We start from the raw sequence: 13,684 nt of genomic DNA, 5'->3' as shown, positions 1-13,684 counted from the left end.
GTGACCGCGCCACCCTCGAACACCCGGGAGGCACCCTGGGTCAGGCTGATCAGACCCGCGGCCACCGCCGCGAGCTGATCGGCCCGGTCCTTGGGGAACCCCTCCGAATACGCCAGTGGCAACCCGTCGGCGGACACCACCACCGTGTGCGCCACGCCGGGCACATTGTTCACGAAGTCGGTGATCAACCAGTTGACTCCACGGGCGGCCTGGCTCAGCTCCCTCACGAGTCCTCCTTGTTACGGTCAGCGTTCCAATTGGCGGCAAAGTCGTCGTTCTGCTCACCGCGGGCGACCGCCCGCCCCTTGCGCACGCCCTGCTGGAAGCTCGACAGGCGGCTGCGCACCCGGTCGGGGGACAGCGAGGGTTGCGGGCTGAAGACCGAGGGCCCGGGGTCGGCCGAACCCGGCACCAGGTTGGCCTTGGGCACCCGCTTGGGGAGCCCGGAGGAGGTGATCCCGCCCAGCGAGGGATCGCTCGCCGCCTTGGCCGCGTGCCAGCCCGCGTCCGCGGGAGAGGACCAGCCTCCGCCCTCGGCCGGTTCCGGTACGACGACCTCCTCGGCCCGCGGCTCCAGCGGCTGAGGCGCCGCCGGCTCGGCGGCGGGCCCGGTGCCCGGCCCGGCCGGGGTCTGCGGGATGTCGGAGCGGCGGAACCAGTCCGACTCCACCGCGGCGAAGATCGGCAGGAACTCCTCGCCCCCGTCCAGCGGCGAGCTGTGCACGACCGGCAGCGGGCCGGTGTGGTCGTCGGTCACCGCGCCGAACGAGGCGGTCGGCGCACCGCCGCCGGTCACCGGCCCCACCGGTCCGCTCATCGGACCGGCCGCGCCGCCGGTCACCGGGCCGGCACCGGCCATCGGCCTCGGACCGCTCGCCGGGCCGGCCGGGCCGGAACCGAAGGCGGGCCAGGACGCGGTGTCCCCGTCGGCCGGGTCCGGCGACCAGGAAGCACTCTCGGCGACGTCGCTCCCCGGCGCCGGCACGTCGGCCGGCCAGGGGGTGTCGATGGGCGGGTTGGGGTCGAAGTACCGGTCGAAGAGGTCGTTCACGTTGACCGCGTCCTGGCCGAACGGCCCCTGGTCGGCGGCGGCGCGCCCGGCGGGCGGGGTGTTGGCGAACGGCGAGCCGGGCGCTGCGGCCGGGGGGCGCTCGAACGGGTCGCGGGTGGGCAGCGGCGAACGCTCGAACGGCCCGCGCTCGAAGGGGCCGCGGTTGACGGGGCCCGGACCGACCGGAACGCCGGGGTCGTCGGCGCCGAACACCGGGGCCCGCATCCCGCGCGCGGGAGCCTCGAGACCCGGGGAGGCGGCCGCGAAGCCACCGCCGAACGACGAGGACTGCGCCGGGCCGGCGAACATGCCGGCGTCGGCCGACTCGGCCGGCAGACCGGGGATGCGCGGGGCGCCGGGGGTGGAGAGCAGCCCCTCGGGGAGCATGACCATCGCGACCAGCCCGCCGTTGTCCTGCCCGCGGAGCTGCACCTTGATGTGGTGGCGCAGCGCCAGCCGGCCGACCACGAACAGGCCCATGCGGCGGGAGACCGACACGTCCACGACCGGCGGGTTGGACAGCCGCCAGTTGGCCTCGGAGGCCTCCTCCGCGGTCATACCGATGCCGGCGTCGCTGACCGAGAGCATCACGCCGCCGCCGTCGACGCGGTTGCTGGTGATGACGACCTTGGTCTCGCGCGGGGAGAAGGAGACGGCGTTCTCGACCAGCTCGGCGACCAGGTGGACGACGTCGTTGACGGCCTGGCCGATGACGGCGGTGCCGGGCTCCACGCGCACGTCGACGCGCTCGTAGCCCTCGACCTCCGACAGTGAGGCGCGGCAGACGTCGACCAGCGGCACCGGCTCGCTCCACTTGCGCACGGTCTCCTGGCCGGCGAGGACCAGCAGGTTCTCACTGTTGCGGCGCATGCGGGTGGCCAGGTGGTCGAGCTTGAACAGGTTGCCGAGACGGGTCTCGTCCTCCTCGCCCTGCTCCAGGCCCTCGATCAGGCTGAGCTGGCGCTCGACCAGCGTCTGGCTGCGCCGGGAGAGGTTGACGAACATGGCGTTGACGTTGCTGCGCAGCCGGGCCTCGTCGCCGGCCAGGCGGATCGCCTCGCGGTGGACCTCGTCGAAGGCCCGGGCGACCTCTCCCATCTCGTCTCGGGAGTCGACGCCGATGGGGACCACGTCGGCGACGGGGGCCGCGTCGCCGCCCTCGCGCAGCCGCTGGACGGTCTGCGGCAGCCGGCTGCCGGCGATCTCCAGCGCCTCGGCGCGCAGGCGGCGCAGTGGCCGGGTCAGCGAGCTCGCGACCACGGCGGTGATGACGAGGACCAGCAGCAGCAGGACGATGATGACGGCGCCCGAGATGGTCGCCTGCCGTTCGGCGTCGGCCTGCAGCGCCTGGCTCTGCTGGACGACCGAGCCGACCAGCCGCTCCTCGACCTTGCGCATGCGGTCGGCGACCGCGCTGGTGGAGGTGTACCAGATGGTGGTGTCGTCGCGCCTGATCGGGTCGAGGTCCTGGATCTCCTTGAACTGGCGGAGCTGGGCCAGTGCCAGGGCGCGCATCCAGTCGGCCTTGTCGACCTGCTGGCCGCGGACGGTCTCGTTGTAGAACTTGGCGTCCTCGGGCCGCGCCTCGGACAGGAAGGTGGCGGTCTCGGTCTCCTGGCGGCTCCACGAGCCGGGGAAGTCGACGAAGTCGTCGTAGTCGAACCCGCCGCCGTAGCTGCCGAGGGTGGTGAGTCCGACGGTCATCAGGCCCCGCTGGCGGGAGACCTCTTCCTTGGCCCGGCTCAGGGCGCCGAGGGCGATGGCGTCACCGAACAGGCGCTGGTCCTTGCCGGAGGAGCCGAGCTCGCTCTGCACGGTGGTGAGCACGCCGATGAGCCGTGAGTAGATGCCGAGCGCGGCTCGTGAGGGGACGCCGGCGGTGATACGGCCGCGCAGGCCGGGCAGGCCTTCCAGCCACAGGCGGATCTGCTCGGCCTCGGCGCGCACGCGGGCGGTGTGCGAGGGGTCGAGTGCGGCGACGGCGGCGAGCACCGGCTCTCTGGCCTGGTCGACCACGGCCTGCTGCGCGCGTACCTTCTTCAGCCGCGCCTGGCGCCGGCCGTCGGCCAGGTACCAGGCGGTGAGGTCGCGTTCTCTGTCCACCTCGTGGACCAGAGTGTCGATCTTCTGGACGAGCAGGGCGACCTCGGTGAGGCGGCCGTACTCCGAAGACGTGGCGACCGCGTTGGCGAGCTGCACGGCACCGAGGACGACACCGACCATGGTCGGGATGATGATGAGGGCGATCAGGCGGGAGCGCACCCGCCAGTTCTTCAGCAGCAGCCGGCTGCCGGTGCCCGGAGTGCGCTTCGCGGACGGCTCGGACCGCTCCACACGGTCATCTGCCCCCGGGGTTCCCCGGGGTGGGTTGATCCTCACTGAATTTACGCAACCTCTCACCGAGCCTGGCGTGCAGGGGGGTACGTCACGCGCGAGGCGCATGAGACGTCCGAGACATCCATCAGGCGATGGTAATTGCAGCACACCCCTACCAGATCGGCCAACAGCACAACGATGGACAAACAACAACAAACAGCGACTTAGGGGTATAAAGCCCCCAACTCGCTTCCGTAACTATGCGGGCCGGAAGCCCTCCCGAGTCTCCGAAGGCGCATGTTTGATCATGAGGTGCCTGGTCACCGAGTACTCCAGGACGGCCTCCTCGCTCATGTCCTTGCCGAAGCCGCTGCCCTTCACCCCGCCGTGCGGCGCCTCCGAGGCGATCGGCAGATGGTCGTTCACCCAGGTAACTCCCACGTCCAGGCGATGTGAGACCCGCAGCGCCCGCGCGACGTCCCGCGACCACACCGACGACGCGAGGCCATAGGGGGTGTCGTTGGCCAGCCGCACCGCCTCGTCCTCACCGGAGAACGGCAGTACGACGACCACCGGACCGAAAACCTCGTCCTGGACGATCTCGCTGCCCTGCGCGGCACCGGCGATCAGCGTCGGCGGGTAGAAGAAGCCGCGCCCCTCCGGAAGCCTGCCGCCGGTGACCAGCCGGGCGCCGCCCGCGCGAGCGCGTTCGACGAACCCGTGCACCCGGTCGCGGTGGCCCGCCGAGATCAGCGGGCCGATGTCGGTGGCCGGGTCCCACGGGTCGCCCACGGTGATCTTCGCGAGCGCCTCCCGCAGAGCGTCCACCGTCTGGTCGTACACCTCGGCCTCGGCGTACACGCGGGTCGCCGCCGTGCAGTCCTGCCCGGTGTTGTAGGTGGCGCCCATCGCCACGCCCGCCGCCATCTCGGCCAGCCCGGCATCGGCGAAGACCAGCGCCGGCGCCTTGCCGCCGAGCTCCAGGTGGACCCGCTTGAGTCCGGAACGGCCGGCGGGGTCGCCCGCCGCGCCACGCATGATCGACCGGCCGGTCGCCGTCGAACCGGTCACGCTGATCATGTCCACGCCCGGGTCGCCCGCCAGGGCCTCTCCCACCTCGGCGTCCCCGGTGACGGCGTGCAGCAGACCGTCGGGGAAGCCCGCCTCGGCGGCCAGTTCCACCAGGCGCGACGTCGTGCCCGGTGTCTGCGGAGCCGGCTTGATCACCACGGCGTTGCCGGCCGCCAGCGCCGGGCCGAGCTTCCAGACCGCCATGATCAGCGGGAAGTTCCACGGGGCGATGGAGGCCACCACGCCGACCGGCCGGCGCACCAGCACCGAGGTGTAGCCGGCGCTCAGCACGCCGGCGCCGGTGCCCGAGAGGCTGCGCGCCGCTCCCGCGAAGAAGCGCAGGTTGTCCAGCGCGAACGGCAACTCGCCGTCCCGGAACACCGTGGCGGGCTTGCCGGTCTGGGTGACCTCCAGCCGGGTGAGCTCGTCGGCGTCGGCCTCGACCAGGTCGGCGAGACGCAGGAGTGCGCGCGAGCGCTCGGCGGGTGTGGCCTGCGACCACTCCAGGTACGCCTCCCGCGCCCGGGCCACGACGGCGGCCACCTCCCCGGCGGGCGTGTCGGGCACCTCGGTGAGGGCTTTCTCGGTGGCGGGGTCGATGGGGGTCCTGGTCATCACGTGCTTCTTTCAAAGGTGGTGCGGCCGGTCCCCGCGGAAGGCGGGGACCGGATGGAGCGTCAGGCGGACGTGGAGCCGGTGGAGCTCGCCGCGGCCACCTCGATCAGGTCGGCGGCCTTGCGCAGGCCGTCGCGCCGGCGGATCGCCTCGCCGGCCTCGGCCAGCCGCGCCCGCAGCGCGGTGTCGCCGAGCAGCCGGTCGAGCGCGCCGACGAGTTCCTCGTCGGCGAAGGTGTAGGTCGACAGCCGCACGCCGTAGCCGAGCTCGTCGATGCGCTGGGCGTTGTCGTACTGGTCCCAGAACAGCGGCAGCAGGATCATCGGCTTGCCGAAGTGCAGCGCCTCGGTCGTGGTGTTGTTGCCGCCGTGCGTGATGACCAGGTCCACCAGCGGGATGATCTTGGTCTGCGGCACGAACTCGGCGCCCCACATGTTGCCGGCCAGCTTGATCTCCTCGTGCAGCGGGCCCTTGGAGACGATGTAGCGGTGCGGCGTCGTACCGAGCACGTCGATCACCCGCTGCATCAGCTCCACGTCGGCCGAGCCGAGCGAGCCGAGCGAGAAGTACACCAGCGCCCCCGCACCGTCCGCCAGCGAGGCCGGCAGCTCGAACTCCTCGTCGGTCTCGCGGACCGAGGAGTCCAGGCGGTGCCAGGTGGGGCCGAGCGGCCGGTCGCCGGTGTAGTCGGCGATCTCGGGGAAGACATAGAGGTTCAGGTCGCCCTCGTGGATGAACTCCAGGTCGGGCAGCGCCGGCGCGCCCTGCTCGACCACCCATTCGTTGAAGGCGGTCCAGATCTCCCGGTGGGTGCGGTCGTACTCGGCGCGGAACGCCTCCCACTCGCTCCGGTCGGCGGCGGGCAGGCCGCTGAACACCGGCGCGACGCTCTCCCCCTTCACCTCCAGCGGGTTGCAGGAGACGATGCGCACGAACGGACGGCCCGCGGTCAGCAGGGCGGGGAAGGTGATGACGTTGTCCTCGACGATGACGTCCGGCTTCACCCGCTCGACGATCTCCTTGAGCCGCGGCTCGCAGTACTTCACCCCGTCGATCAGGGCGTCCCAGATCGGCTTGGTGACGGTTTCGAGCTGCTCCAGCGTGGACTTGCGGTACTCCGGTGCGGTGTCGCGGATGAAGTCCTTCCAGAACTGGCCGGCGTCCTGCTCCTCCTCGGCCGGCGGCGCCAGGTCGACCAGGTCCTCCTCGAAGCCGAGCGCGGTCAGCTTGCCCTTCCAGGACGCCTCGGCGGCGAACACGACGCGGTGGCCGCGGCGGCGCAGGATGTCCCCGATGCCGATGCAGTTGTTGGTCGGCCCGTAGGCGCTCTCCGGCACGAACAAGATGGTGGCCATCGGTACTCCATCGATTTTGAAGAATGATTCAAATGCTTGACGGGTAGGTGGGTCAACAGCCAGGTTTTCATGGTCTGGAGTCAAGGTCGAGCTTTAGACTCCTGGTTCAACAACGGGTGCAACGGGAGGGGTGGCATGAGCGCGCGCAAGAGCCGGGCCGACCGCAGGGTCGACCTCATCGAGGCCGCCCGCAGGGCGATCTTGCGGCACGGCACCCAGGGGGTCCATCTCAACCACGTCGCGGAGGAGGCGGGGCTGACGTCGGGGGCGGTGCTCTACCACTACCCCGACCTGGGCGAACTGCTGGTCGAGGCCCACCACGCCGGCATGGAGCGCTTCTACGAACTGCGGGTCAAGCGCATCGCGCAGTGCGGCGACCCGGTGCAGAAGCTCGTGGTCACCGTCCGCTCGGGCCTTCCGGTGGGGCCGGACGACCCGGGGGTGCGACTGCTCAACGAGCTGGGCGGGGCCGCGGCCCGCAACCGCGTGTACGCCGTCCTGCTCACCACTTTGTACGACCGGCAGGTCGCCATGTACCAGTCGATCCTGGACACCGGGGCCGCGCTCGGGGTGTTCACCCTGATCGGCGACTCGCTGACCATCGCCAGGAACCTGGTGGCGCTGGAGGACGCCTACGGCTACCGCATCACGGCCCGGCATCCGGTGATCGGCCCGGACGAGGCGGCGGAGCTCATCTTGAGCTACGCCAGGACCGTCACCGGCAACCCGCTGGAGGCGACCGGCTGAGCCGGGCCCGCCACGCCGGCGCCGGCCGTACGGCCGCGTCGCCGCTCGCGGGCGGCCCGGAACGCCGAGCACGGCCGTCACCGGGCGATCAGGACGGCGTCCGCGGCCGACCAGCCGAGGCCGACCTCGGCGCCGGGCCGCACCCTGGTCGCGCCCTGGGCCGCGACCAGGATCGGCCGGTCGTGGCCCGGCACCCGCACCGCGATGTGCGACACCCCGCCGTAGAAGCTCACGTCCGCGACCGTCCCGGTGAGGATGCCGGCCTCGCCGAGCCGCACCGACTCGGGCCGCACGCCGAGCAGGGCGGGCGTCCCCGCCGCGAGACCGCCGCCGCCCGGCAGCGTGCCGAGTGCGGGGACGACCAGCCCGTCCCCCGCGGCGGTGCCCTCGAACAGGTTGTTGGCGCCGATGAATCCGGCCACGAACGGCGTGGCCGGCCGCTCGTACAGGCGGACCGGCTGGTCCACCTGCTGCACCCGGCCCGCCTCCATGACGGCGATGCGGTCGGCCAGCGACATCGCCTCCTCCTGGTCGTGGGTGACCACGACGAAGGTGATGCCGACCTCGTGCTGCAGCCGCTTGAGCTCCAGCTGCATCTCGGCGCGGACCTTCTTGTCCAGCGCCGACAGCGGTTCGTCCAGCAACAGCAGCCGCGGCCGTTTGACGATCGCCCGGGCGAGCGCGACGCGCTGCCGCTGGCCGCCCGACAGCTGATGGGGGCGGCGGCCCGCCTGCCCGGACAGGCCGACCGTGGCGAGGACCTCCTCCACCTTGGCCCTGACCTCGGCGCGCGGCAGCCGCTCGCGCTCCAGCCCGTAGGCGATGTTCCCGGCGACCGTCATGTGCGGGAACAGCGCGTACGACTGGAACATCAGGTTGACCGGGCGCCGGTGGGCGGGCAGCGCGAGCAGGTCGGCGCCGTCCAGCGTGACCCGTCCGGCGTCCGGCGCCTCGAAGCCGGCGAGGATGCGCAGCAGCGTGGTCTTGCCGCAGCCACTCGGGCCGAGCAGCGCGAAGAACTCGCCCTGGCGGATGTCCAGGGAGACGTCATCGAGGGCGGCGACCTCGCCGAATCGCCGGGAGACGCCCTCGATGCCCACCAGCGTCCGCGGCGGGGCGTCGGGCACAGCGCTCATGACAGGGACTCCGTCAGTCGGGTCATCCGCTGGGCGACGATGATCACGGTGAAGCTCACCGCGAGCAGGATCGTCGCCAGCGCGTTGATCTCAGGGGTGACCCCGAAGCGCACCATCGAGTAGATGACGATGGGCAGGGTCGGCTCGGTCGGGGCGGCGGTGAAGAAGGCGATCACGAACTCGTCGAGGGAGAGCGTGAACGCCAGCAGCGCTCCGGCGGCGATGCCGGGGGCCAGGGTGGGCAGGGTGATGCGGACGAACGTGGTGAGCGGCGAGGCGCCGAGGTCGCGCGACGCCTCCTCCAGCGAGGTGTCGGCGTGGACCAGGCGGGTGCGCACGACGGCGGCGACGAAGGCCAGGCCGAAGACGGTGTGGGCCAGGATCACCGAGTGCAGGCCGAGGGTCATCTTCACCGCGGCGTAGAACACCAGCAGGCCGATGGCCAGCACCAGGTCGGGCAGCACCGCCGGCAGCAGGCCGAGCGCGTCCAGCAGCCGCGACCTGCTGTGCCGGGCCATGCCGACCGCGAGCAGCGTGCCGAGCACGGTGGACAGCACCGTGCTGCCGGCCGCGACGATCAGGGTGTTGACCAGCCCGTGCAGGACGGTGTCGTCGCCGGCCAGCTCGCCGTACCACTTCAGGCTCACGCCCTCGAAGACGTACGGCGACTTGCCCGCGTTGAACGACATCACCACCAGCACCACGATGGGCGTGTAGAGGAAGACGTAGGTGGCCCAGAAGGGCACGTAGATCAGCCGGCGCCTAGGCACGACGGTCCTCCGCTCCGCCGTTGATCCGCGCGGCCCAGGCCTGCACGAACAGCAGCAGGACCAGCACGGCGATCACCGCGAGGGCCAGGGTGGAGCCGAACGGCCAGTCGCGCGCCTTGAGGAACTGGTCCCTGATCAGGTTGCCCACCATGATCGACCGTCCGCCGCCGAGGATCTCCGGGATGACGAAGTTGCCCAGGCACGGGACGAACACGAAGACGCAGCCGGTGAGCACACCGGGCAGGGTGAGCGGGAGCGTGACCGACCAGAACGTCCGGACGGGACGGGCGCCGAGGTTGGCCGACGCCTCGCGCAGCTGCGGGTCCAGGCGCTCGATCGCCGCGTACAGCGGCAGCACCATCAGCGGCAGGTAGGAGTACAGCAGGCCGGTCACGATCGTGCCCTGGTTGTAGAGGAGCTGCAGGGGTTCGTCGATGAGCCCGGCGCCGGTCAGCGTCTCGTTGACCAGGCCTGGCCCGCTGAGCAGGATGACCCACGCGTAGACCCGGATGAGGAAGTTGGTCCAGAACGGCAGCACGATCGCGACCAGCGCGATCGTCTTCCATTTCCGCGGCAGCCCGGCGATCACGTAAGCCGTCGGGTAGCCGATGAGCAGGGCGATGAGCGTGGTCAGCGTCGCGGTGCGCACCGAGGACACCACGATGTCGAAGTAGAGCGGGTCGAACAGGCGGGTGAAGTTCTCGGTGGTGGCCTCGTACACCACTCCGCCGAACCGCCCGCGCCGGAACACCGTGTAACCGACGATCAGGGCCAGCGGGACGATCAGCAGGACGATGAGGTAGCCGATGCCCGGGCCGAGGAACGCCAGCCGCGCGGCGGCCCCGCCGAGGGCACGGGGCCGGCGCGGCGCCCGTCCCGTGGTGGGACGGGCCGCCGCGCCGGGTGGTGCGATGTCGTGCTCGGTAGTCAACGCGCGACCATCACTGGTTGGCGGAGATCTCGGTGGCCAGGCGGGTGTACTTGGTGGACGCCTCACCGAGGTCGACGATGGACTCGCCCTTGAGCAGCTCGGCCGGGGTCATCTGCAGCGGGGCGTTGGAGTCCAGCATCGCCTTGTTGTTCTTGGCGAACAGGTCCATGGCGGCCTTGTTGGGCACCTTGTACAGGATGTTCTCGGCCACCCAGCTGTGCACGGCCGGGTCGAGGATGTAGTTGATGAACGCGTGGGCGGCCTCCTTGTTCTTGGAGGTCTTCATGATCACCATGGTGTCCGACCAGAGGTCGCTACCCTCCTTGGGCACCACGAACTTGATCTTCGGGTTGGTGGTCGGGCACCAGCCGTCCCACGCCTCCACCAGCGCGGCCTCACCCTTGTCCAGCTTGGCGCCGAACGTCGTGTCGTCGTAGAGCATGCCGGCGTCCTTGGCCTTGACGAGCATCTCCTTGGCCTGACCGAGTTGCTTGTCGTCGGTGGTGTTGATCGAGGCGCCCATGACCTTCAGCGCCGGCAGGGCGAGCCAGCGCTCGGTGGTCATCATGGTGACCTTGCCCTTGAGCTCGGGCGCGGGGGTGAGCAGATCGTTCCAACTGGTGGGCGGCGTCTTCACCAGGTCGCTGCGGTAGCAGATGCCCGTCGTGCCCCAGGTGTAGGGCACCGAGAACTTGTTGCCCTTGTCGAAGGAGAGCTGCGCGGCCTCGGGGTAGAGGTTGGCGAGGTTCGGGATCAGCTCCGGGTGCAGCGGCTCGAGCAGGCCCTGCTCGTTGAGCGCCTGGGCGTACTGACCGGAGACGAACGCCACGTCGACGCCGCTGTCGGCGTTGGCGGTGAGCTTGGCCATCGCCATCTCGTTGGTGTCGTGCAGGGCCACCTTGAGCGGGAAGCCCAGCTTCTGCTGCACCTGCTGCGGCAGGTCCTTGGGGCTGTAGTCCGGCCAGATGGACATGGTCAGCGACTGCTTGCTCAGGTCCGCGTTCGGGTTGAGCTGGTCGGCCGCCGCACTCGGCGCGGTGCCGTCGGCGCTGGTCGAGCTGCCGCCGCAGGCCGCTAGGGCGAGCGCAAGACCGGCGGCGACCACCGCCGCCGGAAGATGACGGGTGTACCGGGTTCGGGACACGGCCGCTACTCCTTAGGTTCTGAAGGTTCTGTGGTACGAGAAAGACCGCGGTGCCTGACCTTCGCACGGCAGACCAAACCAGGAGTGTTGCAGCACACATCAACATGAGCAAGACTTTCCCCGACATTGTTAGCTCGTAGTTTGGTTGTCGAGTTGAATCCGAGTTCAACAGCTTCTGACGGCCCAGCGTCGCGCGCGGGAACGCCGGAGGCCGGAGACGGCGTGACCGCGGCGGTCGTCGCCGCCCTGTCCTCCGGCGCCGAGCCGCCCGGCGGGGAGGCCGTCACGCGGTTCCATCCGCTGCCGCCGATCGCGGCCACGGCGGGCGAGCGCGGGTTCGACGTCGACCAGACCAACCACTCGGTGGTCGTGGACGAGCGGGTCGTGGTCAAGTGGCTCACCCCGCCCGCGCCGCTCCCCCAGCCCGCGCCTGAGATGTTCGCCCACCTCACCGCGGTCGGCTTCACCGCGACCGCGCTGCCCTACGCCGCGCTGACCGGGCGTTCGGCCACCGGCGGAGAGACCCTGGTCGCCCTGGTCACCGCCTACCTGCCCGAGGCCGCCGACGGGTGGGAGTGGTGCGTGGACGAGGCGGTCGCCGGGCGCACGGCCTTCGCCACCGACCTCGGAAGCCTGGCCGCCGGCCTGCACGCCGCGATGGCCACCCCCTCGCCCGCCTTCCCCGACCCGGTGCGGCAGGCGACGCCGGGCGACGGGTGGGCCGTGCGGGCGCGCGCGGCCCTGGCACGGGCGCTGGAGCTGACCGGCGGCGCGGACGGCGACTGGCTCGCCCGGCAGGCCGCCACGCTGGCCGGCCGCCTGGCGCCGCTCGGCCGGGCGGGTGGCACTCCGATCATCCGGATCCACGGCGACCTGCACGTGGGCCAGACACTGCGCTGGCGCGGCGGGTACGCCGTCATCGACTTCGACGGCAACCCGACGGTCACCGGCGCCGACCCGTTCCAGCCGGCCGCCCGCGACCTCGCCCAGCTCGCCACCAGCCTGGAGCACGTGGCACAGGTGGCGGTGAAACGCCGCGGCGCCGATCCGGCGCGTGCCCTGGCCTGGGCGGGCGACGCCCGTGCGGGCCTGCTGTCGGCCTACCGCGCGGGCCTGGCCGCCCGGGGCATGGCCCATCTGCTGGAGGAGTCGCTGCTCGGGCCGTTCGAGATCGAGCAGGAGTGCCGCGAGCTGATCTACGCCGCCCTGCACCTGCCCCGCTGGCGCTACGCCCCCATGGGCGTGCTGCGCGCCCGATTCTCCGGCGACGTGCCCTCCGCCGCCTCCACCGTTCCCGCCGAGGAGATCGTGTGAACCCCGAGCTGTATCTGGCCGACCTCACGGCGAAGCCGGCCGCGCTGAGCGCGCTGGCCGCGACGCTGGAGGAGCGCGACCCGTTCGCGCCGCTGCCGCGGGAGGTGCGCCGCGTGGTCTTCCTCGGGATGGGGAGTTCGCGGTACGCCGCGGGGGTCGCGGCGCTGCGGCTACGCGCCGCGGGGGTCGACGCGGTCGCCGAGTACGCCTCGGCCGCGCTCGGGCATCCGCCGTCGCGCGACACGCTGGTGGTGGCCATCTCGGCGACCGGTGGCAGCCGGGAGACCCTCGACGCGCTCGACCGCCACCGCGGGCGCTCCACGGTGCTGGCCCTCACCAACGTCCCGGGCTCGCCGGTGACCGAGGGGGCCGACCTGGTGGTGGACATGGCGGCGGGCGAGGAGCGCGGCGGCGTCGCCTGCCGCACCTTCCAGCACACGCTGGCACTGCTGCTGGCGCTGGAGGCCCGGCTGACCGGGGCCGCGGCGGACATCCCCGGGCTGGTGCGCCGGGCCGCCGAGGCGAGCGCCGACCTGCTGGACCGCCGGGACGCCTGGCTGGGCGACGCGCTGACCCTGCTAGACGGGCCGCACGGCGTCTACGCCATCGCCCCGGCCGAGCGGCTGTCCTCGGCCGAGCAGTCGGCGCTCATGCTGCGCGAGGGGCCGCGCCGCCCCGCGGACGCGTGTGAGACCGGCGACTGGGCGCACGTGGACGTGTACCTCACCAAGACCCTGGACTACCGGGCCATCCTGTTCCCCGGCTCCCGCTACGACGAGCAGGCGATGGAGTGGATACGGTCACGGGGTTCGGCGGTGCTGGCGGTGGGCGGCACGGCCCGCGGCGCCGCCCTCACGATCAGGTACGCCGGGGACGACGACCCGGGCGTCGCCCTGCTCACCGAGACCCTCGTCGCCGAACTGGTCGCGGCGCGCTGGTGGTCGGACGCGGCCGGGCGGAGCGGTCAGCTCGTGCGGCCGTAGGCCGAGCGCAGGGTGAGGACGTACTCGACGAGGGTGATCAGGGTGGACTTCACCGCGTCCCGGGAGCGCGCGTCGGTGCGCACGATCGGGATGTGCGGGGCAAGGGTGAGCGCGTCGCGGACCTCCTGCTCCACATGCGGGAAGTGGCCGTCCCAGCCGTTGACGCCGACGACAAAGGGCAGCCCGGCCTCCTCGAAGTAGTCGATCGCCGGGAAACAGTCGGCCAGACGCCGCGTGTCCACCAGCACCAC

Annotated in this window: 11 protein-coding genes and 1 pseudogene; 3 read left to right on the top strand and 9 right to left on the bottom strand. The window is 71.7% G+C overall.

The features are described 5' to 3' along the window. The 4 genes from IEY93_RS36620 to IEY93_RS36605 all read right to left on the bottom strand — a co-directional run. Positions 1-227 (bottom strand): roadblock/LC7 domain-containing protein (locus tag IEY93_RS36620; protein WP_189167761.1); only part of this gene is annotated, 227 nt, incomplete at its 3' end. Then, positions 224-3,385 carry a sensor histidine kinase gene (locus tag IEY93_RS36615; protein ID WP_189167760.1) on the bottom strand — a complete coding sequence of 1,054 codons (3,162 nt, stop codon included), beginning with the start codon at positions 3,383-3,385 and terminating at the stop codon, positions 224-226. The genes IEY93_RS36615 and IEY93_RS36620, both read right to left, overlap by 4 nt. A gap of 240 nt (positions 3,386-3,625) precedes the next feature. After that, positions 3,626-5,053, bottom strand: a complete 1,428-nt coding sequence (locus IEY93_RS36610) for an aminobutyraldehyde dehydrogenase (protein ID WP_189167759.1) — start codon at positions 5,051-5,053, stop codon at positions 3,626-3,628. A 62-nt stretch (positions 5,054-5,115) separates the two neighbouring features. Further along, on the bottom strand, positions 5,116-6,408 hold the full coding sequence (locus tag IEY93_RS36605) for a glycosyltransferase (RefSeq protein WP_189167758.1): 1,293 nt from the start codon (positions 6,406-6,408) through the stop codon (positions 5,116-5,118). Between the two features lie 135 nt (positions 6,409-6,543). On the opposite strand from IEY93_RS36605, the gene IEY93_RS36600 reads away from it, so the two are divergent. Next, positions 6,544-7,155, top strand: coding sequence for a TetR/AcrR family transcriptional regulator (locus tag IEY93_RS36600; protein WP_189167757.1), 612 nt, complete (start codon positions 6,544-6,546; stop codon positions 7,153-7,155). 77 nt (positions 7,156-7,232) lie between these two features. On the opposite strand, the gene IEY93_RS36595 is transcribed toward IEY93_RS36600, so the two are convergent. Genes IEY93_RS36595 through IEY93_RS36580 form a run of 4 tightly spaced genes read right to left on the bottom strand, consistent with a single transcriptional unit; the run spans position 7,233 to position 11,136 of the window. Further along, complete coding sequence (locus tag IEY93_RS36595; protein ID WP_189167756.1) at positions 7,233-8,291, bottom strand: ABC transporter ATP-binding protein; 1,059 nt, start codon at positions 8,289-8,291, stop codon at positions 7,233-7,235. After that, positions 8,288-9,061, bottom strand: a complete 774-nt coding sequence (locus IEY93_RS36590) for an ABC transporter permease (protein ID WP_203968515.1) — start codon at positions 9,059-9,061, stop codon at positions 8,288-8,290. The genes IEY93_RS36595 and IEY93_RS36590 overlap by 4 nt, the downstream gene beginning before the upstream one ends. Then, entirely contained in the window at positions 9,054-9,992 is a 939-nt protein-coding gene (locus tag IEY93_RS36585) for an ABC transporter permease (RefSeq protein ID WP_229691769.1), read from the bottom strand. The genes IEY93_RS36590 and IEY93_RS36585 overlap by 8 nt, the downstream gene beginning before the upstream one ends. A 10-nt stretch (positions 9,993-10,002) precedes the next feature. Beyond that, positions 10,003-11,136, bottom strand: coding sequence for a polyamine ABC transporter substrate-binding protein (locus tag IEY93_RS36580; protein WP_189167755.1), 1,134 nt, complete (start codon positions 11,134-11,136; stop codon positions 10,003-10,005). Positions 11,137-11,358: 222 nt separating this feature from the next. On the opposite strand from IEY93_RS36580, the gene IEY93_RS36575 reads away from it, so the two are divergent. After that, entirely contained in the window at positions 11,359-12,450 is a 1,092-nt protein-coding gene (locus tag IEY93_RS36575; protein ID WP_189167754.1) for an aminoglycoside phosphotransferase, read from the top strand. Further along, on the top strand, positions 12,447-13,433 hold the full coding sequence (locus IEY93_RS36570; RefSeq protein WP_189167753.1) for an SIS domain-containing protein: 987 nt from the start codon (positions 12,447-12,449) through the stop codon (positions 13,431-13,433). The genes IEY93_RS36575 and IEY93_RS36570 overlap by 4 nt, the downstream gene beginning before the upstream one ends. On the opposite strand, the pseudogene IEY93_RS36565 reads toward IEY93_RS36570, so the two are convergent. Beyond that, positions 13,415-13,684 (bottom strand): annotated as a pseudogene (locus IEY93_RS36565) (ATP-binding protein); the annotation flags it as partial. The gene IEY93_RS36570 and the pseudogene IEY93_RS36565 sit on opposite strands and share 19 nt — an antisense overlap.

Source organism: Sphaerisporangium melleum (assembly GCF_014646695.1).
GTDB classification, from domain to species: Bacteria; Actinomycetota; Actinomycetes; order Streptosporangiales; family Streptosporangiaceae; genus Sphaerisporangium; species Sphaerisporangium melleum.
The sequence above is the reverse complement of the archived record's forward strand: the minus strand, read 5'-3'. Positions and strand labels throughout refer to the sequence as shown.